Source organism: Filomicrobium insigne, from assembly GCF_900104305.1.
GTDB classification, from domain to species: domain Bacteria; phylum Pseudomonadota; class Alphaproteobacteria; order Rhizobiales; family Hyphomicrobiaceae; genus Filomicrobium; species Filomicrobium insigne.
The window spans coordinates 682,409-700,399 of the sequence record NZ_FNJC01000001.1 but is presented as its reverse complement, the minus strand read 5'-3'; the positions used below and the strand labels follow the sequence as shown (position 1 = coordinate 700,399).

General features: G+C 58.2%; 18 protein-coding genes and 2 pseudogenes. 12 read left to right on the top strand and 8 right to left on the bottom strand.

Going from position 1 to position 17,991, the window contains the following annotated elements; genetic code table 11:
• The first annotated feature begins 160 nt into the window (after window positions 1-160).
• Window positions 161-1,168: a polyamine aminopropyltransferase gene (speE, locus tag BLS30_RS03160; protein ID WP_090226515.1), complete on the top strand. Its 1,008-nt coding sequence runs from the start codon at window positions 161-163 to the stop codon at window positions 1,166-1,168.
• Window positions 1,169-1,248: 80 nt separating this feature from the next.
• Here speE and BLS30_RS03155 read toward each other — a convergent pair whose 3' ends face one another.
• The 3 genes and pseudogenes from BLS30_RS03155 to BLS30_RS03150 all read right to left on the bottom strand — a co-directional run.
• Window positions 1,249-1,866 carry a pyridoxamine 5'-phosphate oxidase family protein gene (locus BLS30_RS03155; RefSeq protein ID WP_090226513.1) on the bottom strand — a complete coding sequence of 206 codons (618 nt, stop codon included), beginning with the start codon at window positions 1,864-1,866 and terminating at the stop codon, window positions 1,249-1,251.
• A 3-nt stretch (window positions 1,867-1,869) separates the two neighbouring features.
• A pseudogene (locus tag BLS30_RS18450) lies at window positions 1,870-2,172 on the bottom strand (gamma-butyrobetaine hydroxylase family protein); the annotation flags it as partial.
• Between the two features lie 27 nt (window positions 2,173-2,199).
• Window positions 2,200-3,396 (bottom strand): annotated as a pseudogene (locus BLS30_RS03150) (Mrp/NBP35 family ATP-binding protein); the annotation flags it as partial.
• A 429-nt stretch (window positions 3,397-3,825) separates the two neighbouring features.
• Between BLS30_RS03150 and fdhD the strand changes: the two are divergent.
• Window positions 3,826-4,704 carry a formate dehydrogenase accessory sulfurtransferase FdhD gene (fdhD, locus tag BLS30_RS03145; RefSeq protein ID WP_090226510.1) on the top strand — a complete coding sequence of 293 codons (879 nt, stop codon included), beginning with the start codon at window positions 3,826-3,828 and terminating at the stop codon, window positions 4,702-4,704.
• 97 nt (window positions 4,705-4,801) lie between these two features.
• Here the strand turns inward: fdhD and BLS30_RS03140 are convergent, their stop codons facing one another.
• Complete coding sequence (locus BLS30_RS03140) at window positions 4,802-5,080, bottom strand: hypothetical protein (RefSeq protein WP_139165282.1); 279 nt, start codon at window positions 5,078-5,080, stop codon at window positions 4,802-4,804.
• 155 nt (window positions 5,081-5,235) lie between these two features.
• On the opposite strand from BLS30_RS03140, the gene BLS30_RS03135 reads away from it, so the two are divergent.
• A complete protein-coding gene (locus tag BLS30_RS03135; protein ID WP_210184010.1) occupies window positions 5,236-6,030 on the top strand; it encodes an aminoglycoside phosphotransferase family protein in 795 nt (264 codons plus the stop codon).
• 3 nt (window positions 6,031-6,033) lie between these two features.
• Here BLS30_RS03135 and BLS30_RS03130 read toward each other — a convergent pair whose 3' ends face one another.
• Window positions 6,034-6,387: a VOC family protein gene (locus tag BLS30_RS03130; RefSeq protein WP_090226504.1), complete on the bottom strand. Its 354-nt coding sequence runs from the start codon at window positions 6,385-6,387 to the stop codon at window positions 6,034-6,036.
• A 25-nt stretch (window positions 6,388-6,412) separates the two neighbouring features.
• Complete coding sequence (locus tag BLS30_RS03125) at window positions 6,413-7,210, bottom strand: alpha/beta hydrolase (RefSeq protein ID WP_090226501.1); 798 nt, start codon at window positions 7,208-7,210, stop codon at window positions 6,413-6,415.
• 56 nt (window positions 7,211-7,266) lie between these two features.
• On the opposite strand from BLS30_RS03125, the gene BLS30_RS03120 reads away from it, so the two are divergent.
• Complete coding sequence (locus tag BLS30_RS03120; protein ID WP_090226498.1) at window positions 7,267-8,475, top strand: glycosyltransferase family 4 protein; 1,209 nt, start codon at window positions 7,267-7,269, stop codon at window positions 8,473-8,475.
• A gap of 166 nt (window positions 8,476-8,641) precedes the next feature.
• Window positions 8,642-9,181 (top strand): translation initiation factor IF-3, encoded by a 540-nt coding sequence (infC, locus tag BLS30_RS03115; RefSeq protein ID WP_046477675.1) that lies wholly within the window; start codon window positions 8,642-8,644, stop codon window positions 9,179-9,181.
• 159 nt (window positions 9,182-9,340) lie between these two features.
• On the opposite strand, the gene BLS30_RS03110 is transcribed toward infC, so the two are convergent.
• Window positions 9,341-9,832 carry a CBS domain-containing protein gene (locus BLS30_RS03110; protein WP_244512350.1) on the bottom strand — a complete coding sequence of 164 codons (492 nt, stop codon included), beginning with the start codon at window positions 9,830-9,832 and terminating at the stop codon, window positions 9,341-9,343.
• 352 nt (window positions 9,833-10,184) lie between these two features.
• On the opposite strand from BLS30_RS03110, the gene BLS30_RS03100 reads away from it, so the two are divergent.
• From BLS30_RS03100 to BLS30_RS03070, 7 genes are all read left to right on the top strand, one after another.
• Entirely contained in the window at window positions 10,185-10,655 is a 471-nt protein-coding gene (locus BLS30_RS03100) for an aminoacyl-tRNA deacylase (RefSeq protein ID WP_090226491.1), read from the top strand.
• A gap of 337 nt (window positions 10,656-10,992) precedes the next feature.
• Window positions 10,993-11,193, top strand: coding sequence for a 50S ribosomal protein L35 (gene rpmI, locus BLS30_RS03095; protein ID WP_046477681.1), 201 nt, complete (start codon window positions 10,993-10,995; stop codon window positions 11,191-11,193).
• Window positions 11,194-11,250: 57 nt separating this feature from the next.
• Window positions 11,251-11,631, top strand: coding sequence for a 50S ribosomal protein L20 (rplT, locus tag BLS30_RS03090; RefSeq protein ID WP_046477682.1), 381 nt, complete (start codon window positions 11,251-11,253; stop codon window positions 11,629-11,631).
• Window positions 11,632-11,808: 177 nt separating this feature from the next.
• Window positions 11,809-12,882, top strand: coding sequence for a phenylalanine--tRNA ligase subunit alpha (gene pheS, locus BLS30_RS03085; RefSeq protein WP_090226487.1), 1,074 nt, complete (start codon window positions 11,809-11,811; stop codon window positions 12,880-12,882).
• Window positions 12,883-12,956: 74 nt separating this feature from the next.
• Window positions 12,957-13,565, top strand: coding sequence for a hypothetical protein (locus BLS30_RS03080; RefSeq protein WP_139165281.1), 609 nt, complete (start codon window positions 12,957-12,959; stop codon window positions 13,563-13,565).
• Window positions 13,566-13,608: 43 nt separating this feature from the next.
• Window positions 13,609-16,044, top strand: coding sequence for a phenylalanine--tRNA ligase subunit beta (gene pheT, locus BLS30_RS03075; protein WP_046477688.1), 2,436 nt, complete (start codon window positions 13,609-13,611; stop codon window positions 16,042-16,044).
• 59 nt (window positions 16,045-16,103) lie between these two features.
• Window positions 16,104-17,432, top strand: coding sequence for an NAD(P)/FAD-dependent oxidoreductase (locus BLS30_RS03070; RefSeq protein ID WP_046480109.1), 1,329 nt, complete (start codon window positions 16,104-16,106; stop codon window positions 17,430-17,432).
• A 58-nt stretch (window positions 17,433-17,490) separates the two neighbouring features.
• On the opposite strand, the gene BLS30_RS03065 is transcribed toward BLS30_RS03070, so the two are convergent.
• A complete protein-coding gene (locus BLS30_RS03065; protein ID WP_046477690.1) occupies window positions 17,491-17,970 on the bottom strand; it encodes a copper chaperone PCu(A)C in 480 nt (159 codons plus the stop codon).
• Between the last annotated feature and the right edge of the window lie 21 nt (window positions 17,971-17,991).

Sequence of the window (17,991 nt, the reverse complement as noted above, 5' to 3'; positions counted from 1 at the left end):
GATCAGAAGCACGACCAAGCAGAAAGCCAGGAGCTTTCCGTCTTTCAGTGACGATCGGAAAGACCCTAGTCCACTGCGACTGTCATCGTACTATCATGTGAACGCAGTTTAACGCCGCCAGATTCTGATCGCTGATCGTCAGCACCGGAGAGCCAAAAAGATGAGTACCCGCTGGATTGAGGAAACCTTCCACCCCCACTGGCGCGTCGCGCTTGAGGCGTCGGAAGTGTTACATGAGGTCAAGACCGAGCATCAGCATCTCGTAATCTTCCGTAACGAGACCTGGGGCACGGTGCTGATGCTGGACGGCGTCTGCCAGCTCACGACCTCGGATGAGTTTGTGTACCATGAAATGATGGCGCACGTGCCGCTGATGGCGCTCGAAAAGCCCAAGAATGTCCTCGTGGTCGGTGGCGGAGATGGTGGTGTTCTGCGCGAGGTGCTCAAGCACGATTGCGTCGACAAGGCCACCATGGTCGAGATCGATCGCACCGTTATCGATACGGCCCTCGAACACTATCCCGAGATTCCGGGTGCGGCGTTCGATGACCCGCGCGCCGATGTCGTGATCGCCGACGGCCTCGAATACGTCGCCAAAACGGAAGAGAAGTTCGATGCTATCATCGTAGACTCCTCCGAGCCGATAGGGCCATCGGCCGTGCTTCACACACGCGAGTTCTTCGCCGATTGCAAGCGCGCGCTCGCCAAAGGCGGCGTTCTCGTTACGCAGAATGGTCTGCCGTTCTTGTTCCCGGATCATCTCGCGGGAACGACGCGCGTGTTTGCATCGCTCTTCAAGCGGGTGGCACCATATATGTGCACCCAGCCTTGCTATTTCGGCGGCCCCTTCGCGCTCAATTTTGCGACCGACGACAAGTCGATCCTCAACCTGGAGCAGAAAGTTCTGGCAAAGCGCGTGCGCAAGCGTGGTATTTCTGACCTGAAGTACTGGACGCCTGCGGTGCATTCAGCGGCGTTCGCGTTGCCCGCTTATGCAGAGGCGGTGGTCACCGAAGCAATTGCGGCGGCAAAAGCCGGCGACGATAGTGCATACGCAAGCACCCCCGCTCCGGCACCCACGAAGCTGGCAAGCAAAACCAAAAAGAAGCCCGCTGAGAAGAAGCCTGCGGCAAAGCCCACGCGCGCGAAATCCGACTCGCAAGCATGATATTCGACGGGGGTCGGCTGCATGATCTAGCCGACCACCACGATATCAGGCGGTGGGCGTGTCAACCTTAGGCGAGACCCCTAATAGAGAGTTTTTTGGATTCGATCCGGAAGCTCGGCATCGTAGGCTGTGTCATCGAAGCCGGTCTCTACACCGGCGAGAATTTGGCCCGCTGTGGGGAGCGCTGATGCGTCCCGATGACCCGCCGCATCCCACAACTTCGCACGTGTCAAAGCCCGAGCACACTGAAAGTAAACTGAGTCTACGGCAACGATCAGCACAGTACGTGGAAGCTTTCCATCGATTGAAAAGCGCGCCAGTAGATCCGGGTCGATTGAAATTTCTGCGCGTCCGTTGACGCGCACGCACGCGTTGAGACCGGGAACAACGAAGAGCAGCGCGACCCGCGGATCCTCAATTACGTTGCGCAGTGTGTCGATGCGATTGTTGCCCGGCCTATCCGGCATCAGCAACGTTTTGTCATCTGCGATCTGCACGAAGCCTGGCGCATCTCCCCGGGGCGAGCAATCAAGCCCAGTCGCCCCGGAGCTGGCAAGAACGGCAAAGGGAGAAGCTTCAATCCAGGCACGGTATTCGGGCGTAATCCGGTTGACCTCTTTGATGAGGGAAACACGGCGCGGTGAACCATAGATTTGCGTCAGCTCTTCGAGAGATCTGATTTTGTAATCGCCCGTCAACGTCTATCCTCTTTTCAGGCCTTTCTGTTCCAGTTCTGACAGATACTCTGCCCACCGCGCATCTTTCTCGCGTCCGAGCAAATCGAAATAGGACCAAGTGAATAGACCTGTGTCGTGCCCGTCGTCGAAGGTGATCCGCGTCGCGTAGTTGCCGACGGGCTCGAGCTTTGTGATCTTCACATTCTTTTTGCCGCCAACCGTCACGCGCTGATCCGGCGAATGTCCCTGCACCTCAGCCGAAGGGCTCATGACGCGCAACATTTCCGCACTCAATGTGTACGCAGCGCGGTCATCGAACGTGACATTGAGCGCCGCGCCGCCATCAGCGATGTCGAGCTTGGGAGGGTTGAGACGGTTGCCGTGAGTGGCTTCGAGCTCTGACCAGGTTTTGGCGGCGATATCTCGGTAGATCTGCGCATGTGCGCTCTCCGGGCTCGTCGCCGTGATCGGCTGGCCTGAATCTGATTTAGCGCGGATATCCATGTGCAGAGGGATGCCACCGAGGAACGGCAACCCGAGCTTTGAGGCTTCTTCCTCTGCGCCGCCATGACCGAAGATATGGCTTTCTTCCCCGCATTTCGGGCAGATGAAGGTGCTCATGTTCTCGATGATGCCGAGCACGGGCACGTCCACTTTGCGGAACATGTTGAGCCCTTTGCGGGCGTCGATAAGAGCCAAGTCCTGCGGCGTCGAGACGATAATCGCCCCTGACAACGGCACCTGTTGCGCCATCGAAAGCTGCACGTCGCCCGTGCCAGGCGGCATATCGATAACGATCACGTCAAGTTCGCCCCAGGCCACATCGCGCAGCATCTGGTTGAGCGCCGAAACCACCATGGGGCCACGCCAGATAATCGGGGTGCCCTCATCGACGAGGAAACCCATGGACATGACCTTGAGGCCATAACCTTCCATCGCCTTCAGCGTATTGCCGTGCGCAACGGAGGGACGTCCCGTAAGGCCGAGCAGGCGTGGTTGTGAGGGGCCGAAGATATCTGCGTCGAGAATGCCCACCTTCAGTCCGAGGGACTGGAGGCCGAGCGCGAGGTTGACGGTGGTCGTCGATTTGCCGACGCCCCCCTTGCCGGAAGCTACGGCAATGAGGTGCTTCACGCCGGGCAAACCCGCGCCTCTTGTCCCGCCACCTGCTCCAGCTTGCGGACCTGCCGGAGGTGCATTGCCGGCCATACGCTGACGGGCTTCCGCTACACGCGGATGTTCGTGAACGTTGCTGCCCGATTGCGGCGGCGGTGCTCCGTTGGCAGTCGGCGCACTCTTAGTGTTCGCCTCGGCGGTCAAAACCGCTGTGACGCCTTTAACGCCCTCGACGTCCTTGACGATCTTCTCGGCGGCTTCCCGTAACGGTTCGAGCTCCTCAGCGCGTTCGGCCGGAACGGTAATGGAAAAATACACTCGGTCATCCTTGATCAGGATTTCCGACACCAATCCGAGATCGACAATGTTCTTTTCGAGGTCCGGGCCTTTAACCCGCTTAAGCACTTTGAGAACCCGGTCCTTGTCAACCGACATCCAAATTCCTCTCCCTGGGATTGCGGTGCGGCCTGCTCCGTTGAGCGGCGCCAAGCGGATCTTAACTGTCCGCCTCGGCGGCACAGATGGTCGACGCGCGAGTATGAGATACGTCGATACTGGCAGACGATCGCGGTAAAGTCACGGGGCTTGGCAAAGAGAATTGCAATAAGGATTGCAAGGCAATAGTCGGATGCTCTTTACGAATTGGGCCAGGCAATCGAAATATTTGTGGCGCATCAACGAAAGCTGCGCCCATACACCCGGCTATGGGATTGAAAACCAAGGTACAACGCCTGTCCAAGGACCGCAGAATTCGGTCCTCACTTCTGCAGGCCCTTTACCCGCAGCGGACGAACCCCCATTGTCGAGAGATCCAGACCGCGACGACATGGCTGGTCAAAAAACAGGTCCAAGGAGGCCGCCAACGTGAAGGAATTCCAGGTTCGACCGACTCCTGACGATCCACGTCTGTCGGTCCCTGTCACCGGCATCGATCATGAAGGTCACTCTGTAACCACCGATGTGGTGGCGGAACGGCCTCTGACGTTGTTTCTCAACGCTCGCGAAATCGTGACGATGATGACCATCGGCGATCATCCGGATTTGCTGGCAATCGGCTTTCTGCTGAACCAGGGCATGCTGCGACCAGACGATGAGATTACCGGGATCGACTACGACGACGATATTCAAACCATTGTTGTCCGCACGGCACGTGAAACGAATTACGAAGACAAGTTGAAAAAGAAGGTGCAGACGTCCGGTTGCGCTCAGGGGACTGTCTTCGGCGACTTAATGGACGAACTGGAAGGCATCGAACTCCCCGCCGACGCGCGCATCACCACGACATGGCTTTATCAGCTAACACGAAAGATCAATACGGAGCCGAGCCTCTACCTGAAGGCCGGTGCCATTCATGGTTGCGTGCTGTGTGAAGAGGATCGGCCCCTGGTCTATATGGAGGACGTCGGTCGCCACAACGCCATCGATAAGATTGCGGGCTACATGTTCCTCAATTCCGTCGAGCCCGGAAACAAGATCTTCTACACCACCGGCCGGTTGACCTCCGAAATGGTCATCAAATGCGTGAAGATGCGTGTACCGATTCTCGTGTCCCGTTCAGGCTTCACGGCCTGGGGCGTGGAGTTGGCGCGTCAGTCAGGTCTGACGCTGATCGGCCGCGCGCGTGGCAAACGTTTCGTGTGCCTGTCCGGAGCGGAGCGTGTCGTCTTCGATGCCGATACGACGACAATGGATGAAGAAGATCGCAAACATAGCCGCAAGGGCAGCATGAACATGGCCGACTGACCAGTCCACCAACGCGACGACAATGCCAAAAAACCAAGCGGGTGCTGGATTAATCCGGCACCCGCTGGCGCTAGGGGACGAGGAACGAGGTCTTAAATTAGTTATTGAAGGCCCTGCGGAAGATGCGCTTCGCGACGCGCTTCTTTTTCCAGTGACCATGGGCGTGATGCCGCTTGGTGAAGCAGCGACCGATGCGGGTCTTCGAATAGACACGCCCCGTATGGCGGTTTTTGCGGACGAGATACTTGCCGCTGCCGATGCACTGCTGAACCGTAACGACGCGCTTGTAGCCGCCAGAATGAGCCGAAGCCGTTGTCGCGGTGCCTGCAGCTACTACGGTGAACATCGCTGCTGCGATCAGAGTCTTACCAAGCATGTTGCTTATCCTTACCCGTTTCAGTTTGTTGATCCGTTCTGCAATTGCTTGCATGACTGAACAGATCGCATGGCGTGGCTGAACCAATTTGGAAGGACTTGTTCATGCTGAATTCATCGAGCGAGACCAGACAGATAACGGGTGCTGATAGCTCCATATTTGCGCACTACCTGACGGCTTGGGCGTTGACGCCGGACGGCAATCCCCTCCGCACGCGCAGTGGTCATCTCCTGCCGGTCCGACATCGAGGAAGCGCTGCGATGTTGAAGGTCGCCGTCAAGGCGAAGGAGAGGTTCGGTGGCCGCCTCATGAAATGGTGGGAAGGTCAGGGTGCGGCACGCGTACTGGCTCATGATGGAGAAGCGATTCTCTTAGAGCGTGCGGAAGGCAGCAGCTCTCTAATCGAATTTGCGTGCTCGGGACGCGATGACGAAGCTAGCCGAATAATTTGTCGTGTCGTCGCAAAACTGCATACGCCTCGCAACAAGCCACCGCCGGAACTCGTGCCGCTTTCACAGTGGTTTAGCGAGCTCGAAACCGGAGCCAATACACATGGAGGGATTTTGCGACGATCCGCCGATACGGCGCGCGCCTTGCTCGCAGAGCCACAAGACATTCGCGTGCTTCACGGCGACATTCACCACGACAACATCCTCGATTTCGGTTCGCGGGGCTGGCTCGTGATCGACCCCAAGGGATTACTTGGAGAACGCGGTTTCGATTACGCCAACCTCTTTTGCAATCCAGATGCTGGCGTTGCGCTCGCGCCAGGTCGTCTAGAGCTGCAAGTCTGCGTCGTCAGCGCGGCAGCTGGACTTGCCCCCCAACGCTTGCTGCAATGGATATTGGCTTGGGCAGGGCTTTCGGCTGTGTGGTTCCTATTCGACGGCGAGGATCCGAAGCTTCAATTAGCAATCGCTGAACTGGCCGCTGCCAAACTCGACCGCTAACGATCAGCGCTTCGTCCAAACGGCGAGTTCGTAGCCGTCAGGGTCAGTGAAATGAAAACGTTGGCCACCTGGAAAATCGAAAACAGGTTTGACGATCCTCCCGCCGGCAGCTTCAACACGATCCCGCATAGCGAGGAGATCGTCTCCATAAAGAACGACGAGCGGGCCACCATGGGTCGGCTTTGTTGCCGTAGTGAACCCGCCGGTCATGCGACCGTCGGAAAACTCACAATAGGTTGAACCGTAGTCGGTGAACGTCCATCCAAACGCATCGCCGTAGAATGTTTTCGAGCGCGCAATGTCGGTGACGCCGAATTCAATGTAGTCGATACGGCTATCGTTATCCGATCGTGTCATAGGTGTGCGCTCCTCATGGATCTGCTTAGCTGACCTTGTCGGCTACCCGCTTGATTGTTTGATACAGAAGCTCGAGATCCTGTGGTCGTGACATGCGGTGCTCGCCATCAGGGACTTCGGTCAGCTCTGCCCATCCGCTTTGGATGAATTCGACGAGCTTACGGGAATGAGCAGCAGGCACGTCGGGGTCGAGCAATCCCTGCAGGATGACGACAGGCCGCCCTGGGTCAAAGGGTTCTCCCTTGAACAGATGATTGCGTCCTTCCTCGATGAACTTCTGCGTGATCGGATAAGGATCACCGTATTCGGAAGGCCGATACGTCACGCCTTTCTCCATGATTTCGCGCTGAGCCTCCGCAGGAAGCTTCTTCCACATCAACTCTTCCGTGAGATCCCAGGCTGGTGCGATAAGAACGATTGCGGCGATACGATCCGCTGCTGCGGGGGCACGACGCATCAGGTCGCGCAGAAGCAAGAGCGCTAAGTGGCCACCCGTCGACGAGCCGATAAGAATCTGGCGGCCATGCGTGACTTTGGTGAAGATGTCTCGAGACTCTTCGAGCCAGTCGCCAATGGTGGCTTCGGTGAATTCACCGGACGACGAACCATGCCCGGAGTACTCGAACCGTGTCAGGCCGAAGCCGTTGGCGGGTGCCCACTCCGCGAGTGCTGTCGCCTTGGTGCTCACCATGTCGGACTTGAGACCGATCATCCACACCAGCCCAAGCCCGTCGGCGGAAGGAGGCGGGATTGTCAGATAGGCGATTTTCCGCCGTTTGCTTCCATCACCCACATCGAGGAATTGCGGTTCGCCTGAGCTCATCCTATTGAACGTCCTTAAAGTCTGAATGTCTTGCCGTAACACGAGAAGGCGACCCTTTGGCCGCGACCCGCCCGACCATACTTCAAATCATCCCTGAACTCGACACCGGCGGTGCCGAGCTTTCAACCGTCGAGATTGCCCAGGCAATTGTCGAAGCGGGTGGCCGAGCCTTGGTACTGTCTCAGGGCGGACGCCTCGCCGAAGACCTGGCGCGAGTGGGGGGCGAATTGATGCTGTTTCCCGCAGCCACGAAGAATCCGGTACGCATTGCTCGTAACGGCTATGAGATCGCGCGAATCATAAAACGCGAGAACGTCGATCTGATTCACGCGCGTTCCCGGGCTCCGGCGTGGAGTGCTCTGATCGCGGCGCGCCGAACAGGCATTCCATTCGTGACCACCTATCATGGCGCGTATGGTGAAAAGGGGCGTCTCAAGAAGCTCTACAACTCGGTGATGGCGCGCTCGGATCTGATTATAGCCAATTCGCATTATACGGCGGGGTTGGTTGCGAGCCGCTACCGGACGCCTTCTGAAAAGCTCCGTGTGATCCATCGTGGTGTCGAGGCAGCGCGCTTTGACCCCGCCGCTGTCGCCCCGGAACGCGTAATGGAGTTGCGCAAGGCGTGGGGTATTGGCCCGGATGTGCCCGTTATTCTCCAGGCGGCCCGCCTCACGAGCTGGAAGGGTCAGGATGTCGTAATCGAAGCTGTCCGGCGGCTCGCTGATGAAGAGCGCCTGGGCGATGCCGTCATCATCTTGGCCGGGGATCATCAGGGCCGCGCGGCTTATCGGGACGCGCTTCAGGCTCAGATTGCGGCGGCGGGCCTGACTGGGCGTGTCCGTATGGTCGGTCACGTCAGCGATATGCCCGCAGCGCTGGCGACATCTCTTCTGGCGATCGTCGCATCCGTTGAACCGGAAGCTTTCGGGCGGACGGCTACGGAAGCGCAAGTCATGGGATGTCCAGTAATCGCCACCTCCATCGGGGCGCCGCCCGAAACGGTTAAGGGAGGCCCTGACGTATCGCCGGGGCAAGCGACTGGGTGGCTTGTCCCCCCGGGAGATGTTTCCGCCCTTGCTCAGGCAATTGCCGAAGCCCTGGGGTTGAGCCCCGACGCACGGCGGGAAATGGGTGAGCGGGCCCGCGCGCATGTCATCGCATCTTTTTCACTTAAAGCCATGAAACGATTGACGCTGGCTGTTTATGACGAACTGCTGAACAAGGGGATGGTTGATACTTGGTCCGAAACAAGTCGTTCATGAGTTCCCCATCCATGATTTTCAGCGCTTGACTTGGAGACACTTGTTATCGATTCTTCGATCGCTTGTGCTATTGCCGGGTGACGATCGCCTTCATTGGGTTTAAGTGAGCGCCCCAGGCCGTTAATTGGCACAGGAATTTTTTTGAGGCATCCAAGGGAGACCAGCCATCCGCCGCCCACACCGAGCAGCGCCCCAGCGCGAAGATACAGGCCCGAAAATCAACGACGCCATTAGGGTCAGAGAAGTCCGTTTGATTGATGAGAACGGAGAAAATGTCGGGGTGGTAAACCGCCTCGAGGCGCAAGATCGCGCCAATAACGCCGGCCTGGATCTCGTTGAGATTTCTCCGGATGCTCAGCCGCCGGTCTGCAAGATCATGGACTACGGCAAGTTCAAGTTCGAGCAGCAGAAAAAAGCCGCCGAAGCACGCAAAAAGCAGAAGACCGTCGAGATCAAGGAGATCAAGATGCGTCCTGCGATTGATGAGCACGACTACGACGTCAAGATGCGGGCCATCAAACGTTTCTTCGACGACGGCGATAAGGTGAAGGTTACCCTGCGCTTCCGTGGTCGCGAAATGGCGCACCAGCAACTTGGTATGGCTGTACTTCAGCGGGTCAAGGGTGAGCTGGAAGAGATTGCAAAGGTCGAGAGCGAACCACGCCTCGAAGGCCGCCAAATGGTTATGGTTTTGGCGCCGCGCTAACGTCGGGTTTCCGGATCGCGCGCTTTTTGCGCGATAGGAAGAACCCGAACGTTCACGAATTGAACACCGAAACGAGGCCGGCCTTTTGGGCCGGCCTTGCCGCTTCTAGAGTGCTTCCGGAAAGCGGTTTCCCATAGGAAGCACGATCTCAACAAGGACTTAGCGCAACGCGATTGTGTAGTCGCGCAGCACGTTTGCCTGCAGTTCCAATTCGCCCATCCGGCTCTTGAGAACGTCGCCGATACTTATCACGCCGACAAGTTTATCCCCGTCCTGAACAACCGGAACATGTCGGATACGGCGCTGGGTCATAGTCTTGGCAACGCTGGACACGTCATCGTTTGGCGAGCAGGTAATGACGGACTTGGTCATAAGATCGGCGACGGTAAGTTTGTCGATCCTTCCGGCGTTTTCGGCGAGCCCACGCACCACATCCCGCTCGGAAATAATGCCATCTATGGTCCGCCCGCTTCGGCTCACGATCATACAGCCGACGTGCGCATCAAAAAGACGCCTGGCCAAGGATGTAATCGGCTCGGTCGGAGCGATCATTAGGATGCGATATTTTTTGTCCTGCAACAGGTCAGCGACAATCATTTGAGTGCCTTTCGTTGAGGTATTTTCCCCCCACATCGGCTTTCTCAGTCTCACCCCTTTTCCTCTAGAACCAGCCCAGCCTGTTAAGCCGGACCATCCCTCGAGCAGCGATTAAATATTATGGTGACGTCGGTTGCCGCCGTCCAGAGCGCGTTGGCGCTTTTCCGATTTAATCGGAAGATCTTGTTGGAAACGCCCCCGGTGGCTAGATTTATAAACATCTGTGTGTGCGGCGTACGACCGAGCCAGGCAGGCCTGAGCTTAACGTCGTTCATGCCTCCCGCCCCCGAAGCAGTTCGGCACGTGAGGTTCATAGGTAGAGGCCTGCTCTAGAGTTAATGTGTTTCCCGCTCCGGTCGGCTGAGCCGCGATTTGCGCGACAACTGCCGTTTGTCAGGAGGAAACCATGGCTATCTCATTGACTCTTCAACAATATCTAGACGACAAGCATATCAAGTACGATGTGCTGACCCATGATCGCAAAATGACTTCATCGCAGATTGCAGAAGCGAGCCACGTCCCGGGAGATCGTCTAGCCAAAGCGGTCATTTTAAGCCGAGAAGGTGGTTTTGTGGCTGCTGTCATTCCCGCCTCATGCAAGGTCCGCCTCGATGCTGTGGGAGAACTGATCGACGGGCCCATCTGCCTTTCGACTGAGGATGAAATCGAAGTCCTCTTCCCGGACTGCGATCTTGGAGCTATTCCCGCGGTCGCGCCTGCCTATGGGCTGGATGCCATCGTCGATGAGCGCTTGGGTCAGGTTGACGATGTTTACTTCGAGGGCGGTGACCACTGCAGCTTGATACATCTGTCGGGAGATCAATTCCGCCAATTGCTGAACCAAGCCCCGCAGGCCAGCATCGCCGAACATGCCTGATACGTGGGCGAGGACATAGATGCATTAACCGTTTTCTGGGCGATGGGTTTATCGGTTCCGTATCCTTCAACGGGATGCGCCGACCCCATTGCCATAACGGTCAACGGCCTGTATAACGCGCGCTTCTGAGCCGCCCGGCGGGGCATGCCGTGGCGGTTCAAAATGCTTTGCAAAAATTAACTCATGGGCTTGTCGTCCAGGCAAAGCGCCCCTCCCAAGACAATCTTGGCCCGTTGGGTCGAGAGCGTGGCCACGCTTTTTGTGTGTGCTGTCTACAACGAGGGCCAGCGTCTCCAAAAGGCGCGGGACAGTCCGTGAGTGAACCAGGAGAAGCAAAATGCCCAAGTTGAAGACGAAGTCGAGCGCCAAGAAGCGCTTCAAGTTCACAGGGACTGGCAAGGTCAAAGTTGCCGCCGCCGGTAAGCGCCACGGCATGATCAAGCGTCATGCGAAGTTCATCCGCAATGCGCGTGGAACCATGGTGCTGTGCGAAGCTGACGAAAAAATCGTCAAGAAGTACATGCCGTACAATCGCTGAGCTAGATCTCAGAGATTCTATCCCGAATACTTGAACACTTCTTAGTGGAGCACGACCATGGCACGCGTTAAGCGCGGCGTTACCGCCCACGCCAAACACAAAAAAGTTCTCAATGCAGCCAAAGGCTATCGCGGCCGGCGCAAGAACACGATCCGTATTGCGAAGCAGGCTGTCGAACGCGCCCTGCAGTATCAATATCGCGATCGCAAGAGGAAGAAGCGTACCTTCCGGGCGCTCTGGATCCAGCGTATTAACGCGGCAGTCCGTGAGGCAAGCGCCAACGAGCTGACATACGGTCGATTTATCGACGGCCTGAACAAGGCTGGAATCGAGATCGACCGCAAGGTGTTGGCCGATCTCGCCGTAAAGGACGCGGCAGCCTTCAAGGCGCTGGTAGACCAGGCTTCGGCTGCGGTTGCCAACGCACGAGCTGCCTAAGGCGAGCGACCTGCGATAGTCCGTTAGACTCCGTACCGAGGGTCAAGCCGCATTTTTGGGCTTGGCCGGAGGAGTGGTCGCCGCGACGGAACGCTTCTAAGGAGAGGGCGTCGGTCCGTGGTAAGGCCGCCTCGCCCACCTGATGTTGGCGAATGCGTGGACTAAGGGACATCAGTCATGGCTGAAACCATTGATCTCGAAGAGCTGCAATCGGAGCTCTTGAGCGAAATTGCCGCCGCGAAAGATCTCGGGGCGCTCGAGCAGGTGCGCGTCTCCGCGCTTGGCAAGAGCGGGCGCGTATCCGCCGTGATGAAGCGGTTGGGCTCGCTACCTGCCGAAGAACGCAAGACGTTCGGCGCGGCCGTTAATGCCGTCAAAACGCGCGTGAGCGAGGCTCTGGATAGCCACAAGACGATCCTTGAAAGCGCTGCGTTGGAAGCACGGCTCGCGTCGGAGCGGGCGGACATCACACTTCCTGTCCGCCCCGGTCCGGTCTCGGAAGGGCGCATCCACCCTGTCAGCCATGTTATGGATGAGCTGGCGGAGATCTTCGCCGATATGGGCTTCGCGATCGCCGAAGGTCCTGATATCGAGAGTGATGACTACAACTTCACAAAGCTGAATATTCCGCAGGAGCACCCGGCTCGGCAGGAACACGACACGTTCTATTTCCATCCCGACTCTAACGGCGAGCGTCTGGTGCTGCGCACCCATACGAGCCCGGTCCAGATCCGCACGATGCTGTCGCAAAAACCACCGATCCGGATCATTGCTCCGGGCCGCGTTTATCGTTGCGACAGCGACCAGACACACACACCGATGTTCCACCAGATCGAAGCGCTGGTGATCGACGAGTCGACCCACATGGGGCATCTCAAATGGGTGCTCGAAGAAATGTGCAAAGCCTTCTTCGAGGTCGATGAGGTAAAGATGCGTTTGCGCGCGTCTCACTTCCCGTTCACGGAGCCGTCCGCCGAGATCGATATCGGTGCGGAAGCGATCGGCAAGCCGGGTCAATGGCTTGAAATCGGTGGCTGCGGCATGGTCCATCCCAACGTGCTGGTGAACTGCGGTCTGGATCCGCAACGCTACCAAGGGTTCGCCTTCGGCATGGGCATCGATCGCATGGCGATGCTGAAATACGGCATCCCCGACCTGCGTGCATTCTTCTCAGCGGATCTGCGCTGGCTGCGCCATTATGGATTTTCCATGCTGGACGTACCGACGCTCGCCGGTGGCCTGTCGTCGTGAGACAGGCTCTGGACCACCGATCCGCCACGACACAACAATGTCGTTAGGTTTGGATGATGCCGGCGCTGATAAATATGTCCGCGTCCGTCATCATGGCGATAGCTTTGTCTATCGCCATGATCGTCATGGCGATCCTGACGTGGTTTTTTCACGACACCAAGCATCGCGATCTCGACGATTGGATCCAGTACGGATTCAGCGGCGACACGTTGCGTCACGTGCTCATCTACTACCGGTCGATGGGCATCTCGATGCTCGTCTTCTACATTCTGTTCGTCGTCAGCTGCCTGTTTCTGCAGTCCGATGGAATCGGCCTTTTTGTCGACAGCGACAACAATCCGATTTCGGCAGGTCCGATTGGCGCGGCGCTGTTTGGCCTCGACCTTGTCTTGCGGGGCGGTTTCTTCGACATCATGGAGCACTTCGAGATATCGGTAACACCGATACTCATGGATCGCTCCAACCAATGGTTCGTAATTTATTGCTTCGTTTTCCGAATTTACTACGGCTTGACGCTCATTCGCATCGCGCTGTCCTTCGTATGGATCTGGGCACGGATGCGCCGCGTACGCAGGACACTGTACGGAGAGGTGCGACAGCCGCGGGAAAGATCGAAACGTCATGGCTTTCGGTTGAGGCTGCGCGAGCGCTTGGGCGGCCGGAAAGAAAGCGAAGACAACTGAAAAGTGCTATGACACCAAGTGGTGACTGGGAAAGGCAACCGGCATGAAGTTCACGCTCTCCTGGCTCAAAGATCATCTTGAGACAGACGCATCGCTGGATCAGATTTCCACGACACTCTCGGCAATCGGCCTGGAGGTTGATGGCATTGAGAATCTGGGCGAACAGCTCGGTGCCTTCCGCATTGCCAAGGTGCTTGAAGCAAAGCCGCACCCCGATGCGGATCGCCTGCAAGTGCTGCAAGTTGAAACCGAACCTGGCAAGCCACCTCTTGAGGTCGTTTGCGGCGCGCCCAACGCGCGCGCTGGCATGCTCGGCGTGTTTGCGCCCATCGGAACTTACGTGCCGGGCTCGGGCATTACGTTGGAGAAACGGCCCGTCCGCGGTGTCGTGTCCAATGGCATGATGTGCTCCGCAGCCGAGATGGAGCTATCCGACGATAGCGAAGGCATCATCGAGGTGAGCGAGGAATTCGCGGGTCAAGTCGGAACAGCTTATGTCGCGGCGCTGGGCCTGGACGATCCGGTTATCGAGGTTGGTTTAACGCCGAACCGGCCTGACTGCACCGGCGTTCGCGGGATTGCGCGCGATCTGGCTGCCGCTGGATTAGGCGAGCTCAAGCCTGAGCCCAAGCTGGGGGGCGTCGAGGGTGATTATGATTGCCCCGTCGCAATCGATCTCGAGTTCTCTGAGGCCGACGCAGATGCCTGCCCGGTATTCGCCGGTCGCTACGTGCGCGGCGTCAGCAATGGCCCGTCGCCTCAGTGGCTGCAAAACCGGCTGAAGTCGGTCGGCTTGCGTCCGATCAATGCCTTGGTCGATGTCACCAACTACATCTCATACGATCGCGGTCGGCCATTGCACGTCTACGATGCCGATAAACTGACAGGCGGTGTTCGCGCCCGTCTCGGCCGCGAGGGCGAGAGCTTCCTCGGTCTGGACGGGAAGACCTATGTGGTTGATGACACCATGTGCGTGATTGCCGACGACAAGGGGCCGTTAGGTTTGGGTGGCATTATGGGTGGCGAAGATACCGGCTGCACCGAAGCGACGCAAAACGTGCTGATTGAAAGCGCGTGGTTCGATCCCTTGCGGACAGCCGCGACGGGCCGCAAGACCGGTCTCGTAACAGATGCGCGCTATCGCTTCGAGCGGGGTGTCGACCCCGCGTCCGTCCTGCCCGGCCTCGACCTGGCAACCGACATGATCCTCAAATTGGCAGGCGGTACTCCGTCACGTGCCAACGTGGCAGGAAAGCCGCCGGAACCCGACGTTAAGATTCAGTTCGAGACAGCGCGCGTTGCTAAGTTGACAGGGTTGGAGCTCTCCGATGCTGCGATCAAAGCGATCTTGGATGCGCTAGGCTGCGAGGTCTCGGGCAAGGGCGGCAAGCTGACCGTAAAAGTCCCGTCCTGGCGTCCTGACATCTTCGGTCCCGCAGATCTCGTCGAAGAGGTTGTCCGCATCGCCGGTATCGATACCGTGCCGTCGACACCGCTTCCGCGCATGCACGGCGTTGCTCGCCCGGTATTGACCAGCAACCAGTCTCGCGTCCGCCGCACACGGCGCACGCTCGCTGGCCGTGGGCTCACAGAGGCCATAACCTGGTCCTTCATCACGAAGGAAGAGGCCGAAGCCTTCGGCGGCGGTGATGAAACGCTGACATTGGCCAATCCGATTTCGGTCGAGATGTCGGTCATGCGCCCAAGCTTGCTTCCCGGGTTGCTTGCTGCTGCGCAGCGCAACCGCAATCGCGGCAATCCCGATCTGGCGCTCTTTGAGTTGGGCCAGGCCTATGCCGGACCTAAGCCTGATGAACAGATGCTTATTGCGGCAGGCGTGCGCTCGGGAACGGCACGACTGATCGGCGGAGGACGGCACTGGGACGGCGCGGCAAAGCCAGCTGGTGTGTTCGACGCTAAGGAAGATGTCGCCTCTGTCCTTGCAAACCTCGGGTTGGACGTCACAAAGGTGCAGGTCACGCGGGACGCGCCCGCGTGGTATCACCCTGGCCGTTCAGGTGTATTCCGGTTGGGACCAAAGGTCGTGCTTGCCCACTTCGGTGAGCTTCATCCGGGCCTGCTCAAGGGGCTCGATGTTGAAGCGCCTCTGGCGGCCTTCGAGTTATTCCTCGATCGCCTGCCACCGGAAAAGAAGCGCTCGGGCCTGACGCGTCCGCCCCTGGCGACGGCTGATCTGATGCCCGTACGGCGCGATTTCGCGTTCGTACTTAACGCAGACGTTGCTGCGGGAGATGTGGTACGCGCTGCGCAAGGTGCCGATAAGAAGCTGATAACGAGCGTCAACGTATTCGATGTCTTCGAAGGTGGAAATCTAGCGGCAGAAGGTAAGAAGTCTCTCGCAATCGAGGTGACACTTCAGCCGATGGATGCAACGCTTACGGATAAGGAAATCGAAGTGGTCGCCGAAAAGGTTATCGCGGCGGTCGGAAAGGCAACGGGCGGAGAGATCCGCGGCTAGAGGGGAAGGTATCGATGAACGAGACGGCAATCGCCACCTCCGGTGATCCAACCGAACCTATGATCGTGCCGGGCCCCTCCGACAAGCACCGCATCGTCGTTGTTGGCGGTGGTGCGGGCGGCCTCGAACTCGTCACGGGGTTAGGCCGCAAACTCGGCAAGCGTGGCCGGGCTGACATTACGTTGCTAGATCGTGCGCGAACCCACGTATGGAAACCACTGCTGCACGAGATCGCCGCTGGCAGCATGGACATTTCACGCCACGAACTCGATTACCTCGCGCACGCGCACTGGCACGGCTTCCGCTACCGCTACGGTGAGCTGACCGGCCTCGATCGCGAGAAGAAGCTGGTTTACTGCAGCGCCACGTATGATGAAGACGGCCGCCAGATCACGCCAGCCCGTGGCTTCGGCTACGATACGCTTGTGATCGCCATCGGCTCCGTGTCGAATGACTTCGGAACCGAAGGTGTGGCGGAGCACGCCATCATGCTCGACACCAAGGAGCAGGCGGTGCGCTTTAACCGGCGTCTCGTCAACGCGTGTTTCCGCGCCAACGCGCAGCCGGGCCCCGTTGAGCCGGGCCAGCTCCATGTCGCGATCATCGGCGCTGGCGCTACCGGGACGGAACTTGCTGCCGAGCTTCATCACACTGCGCGTGGTGTCGTCGCCTTTGGCATGGATCGCATTGACCCGGAAAAGGACATCAAGATCACTTTGATCGAGGCGGCACCGCGCATTCTGCCGGCGTTGCCGGAGCGCTTATCGTCGGCGACGACGAAGATCCTCGAAAAGCTCGGGGTGGAAGTCCGCGCGAACGCGAGGGTGACCTCCGTTAGCGAAAAAGGCGTGTTGCTGCAGACAGGCGAGTTCATTCCGTCGGCGCTTGTCGTCTGGGCAGCAGGCGTGAAAGGCCCGAACGTGTTGGCAGATCTCGATGGCCTTGAAGTCAGCCGCTCAAACCAACTCGTGGTCAAGCCAACCCTTCAGACGACGCGGGATGACGACATTTTCGTCATTGGCGATGCCGCGTATCTCGTGCCGGAAGGAAAGACAACGCCGATCCCACCGCGCGCGCAGGCGGCGCACCAGGAAGCCTCGCACGTCTTGCGTCAGATCCAGAGGCAAATGAAGGGCGAACCTCTGCGTCCCTTCAAATATCAGGACTTCGGTTCACTAGTCTCTCTAGGTGAATATTCGACCGTCGGCAGCCTGATGGGATTTGTTTCTGGCCGCAGCATGTGGATCGAGGGGTTCTTCGCCAAGGTGATGTATCGCTCGCTATACAAGATGCATCAGTGGGCACTGCACGGCCCCTGGAAGGTCATGCTCGATACGCTGTCGCGCACCATCACACGGCGTACCGAACCCGAGGTGAAACTTCACTGACAACGACAAATGGCCGTTGTCAGTGAATGCGAGCTGCTGATCCCGTGCTTCTTAGGGATCAGTGGTGGTGCGAATGATTGTGGCCGGAGGCGCCAGCCTCAATCTTGACCTCGACCTGAACATCGCCCTGTTTCTCGAACGTGAGGGTCATCGGAAACGATTGGCCCTCTTCGAGTTTTGATTTCAACCCCATGAGCATGACGTGCATGCCGAGCGGTTTGAGTTCGGCTTCGCCATCGGCGGGAACGGGAATGCCGTCCTTAAGCGGCAGCATCTTCGCGACGCCGCCTTCGTCAACGCTTTCATGCAGTTCCGTGCGTTCCGCGATGTCGGCTTTTGCCGATACCAACCGGTCTGCAGCCTTACCCGTGTTCTCGATCTTGAAATACGCTGCGCTGTTTTTGGTTTCACCGATCGACGGTCGCGCCCAAGGATGGTCGATCTTCAACGCGCCGGCCTCGTAGTCATGGGCAACCGCGATACCGGCCAGGGCGGAAGCCGCCAGCGTAGCGATCGCAAGCAATCGGAGTTTTTTCATCGAAGGCTCCTGTTGAAAGTC

Excerpts from the sequence above, each read along its gene's own strand:
- speE (WP_090226515.1), top strand. The coding sequence starts at position 161 with ATGAGTACCCGCTGGATTGAGGAAACCTTCCACCCCCACTGGCGCGTC.
- BLS30_RS03140 (WP_139165282.1), bottom strand. The coding sequence starts at position 5,080 with ATGCTTGGTAAGACTCTGATCGCAGCAGCGATGTTCACCGTAGTAGCT.
- BLS30_RS03130 (WP_090226504.1), bottom strand. The coding sequence starts at position 6,387 with ATGACACGATCGGATAACGATAGCCGTATCGACTACATTGAATTCGGC.
- BLS30_RS03125 (WP_090226501.1), bottom strand. The coding sequence starts at position 7,210 with ATGAGCTCAGGCGAACCGCAATTCCTCGATGTGGGTGATGGAAGCAAA.
- BLS30_RS03100 (WP_090226491.1), top strand. The coding sequence starts at position 10,185 with ATGGCTATCTCATTGACTCTTCAACAATATCTAGACGACAAGCATATC.
- rpmI (WP_046477681.1), top strand. The coding sequence starts at position 10,993 with ATGCCCAAGTTGAAGACGAAGTCGAGCGCCAAGAAGCGCTTCAAGTTC.
- rplT (WP_046477682.1), top strand. The coding sequence starts at position 11,251 with ATGGCACGCGTTAAGCGCGGCGTTACCGCCCACGCCAAACACAAAAAA.
- pheS (WP_090226487.1), top strand. The coding sequence starts at position 11,809 with ATGGCTGAAACCATTGATCTCGAAGAGCTGCAATCGGAGCTCTTGAGC.
- BLS30_RS03080 (WP_139165281.1), top strand. The coding sequence starts at position 12,957 with ATGTCCGCGTCCGTCATCATGGCGATAGCTTTGTCTATCGCCATGATC.
- pheT (WP_046477688.1), top strand. The coding sequence starts at position 13,609 with ATGAAGTTCACGCTCTCCTGGCTCAAAGATCATCTTGAGACAGACGCA.
- BLS30_RS03070 (WP_046480109.1), top strand. The coding sequence starts at position 16,104 with ATGATCGTGCCGGGCCCCTCCGACAAGCACCGCATCGTCGTTGTTGGC.
- BLS30_RS03065 (WP_046477690.1), bottom strand. The coding sequence starts at position 17,970 with ATGAAAAAACTCCGATTGCTTGCGATCGCTACGCTGGCGGCTTCCGCC.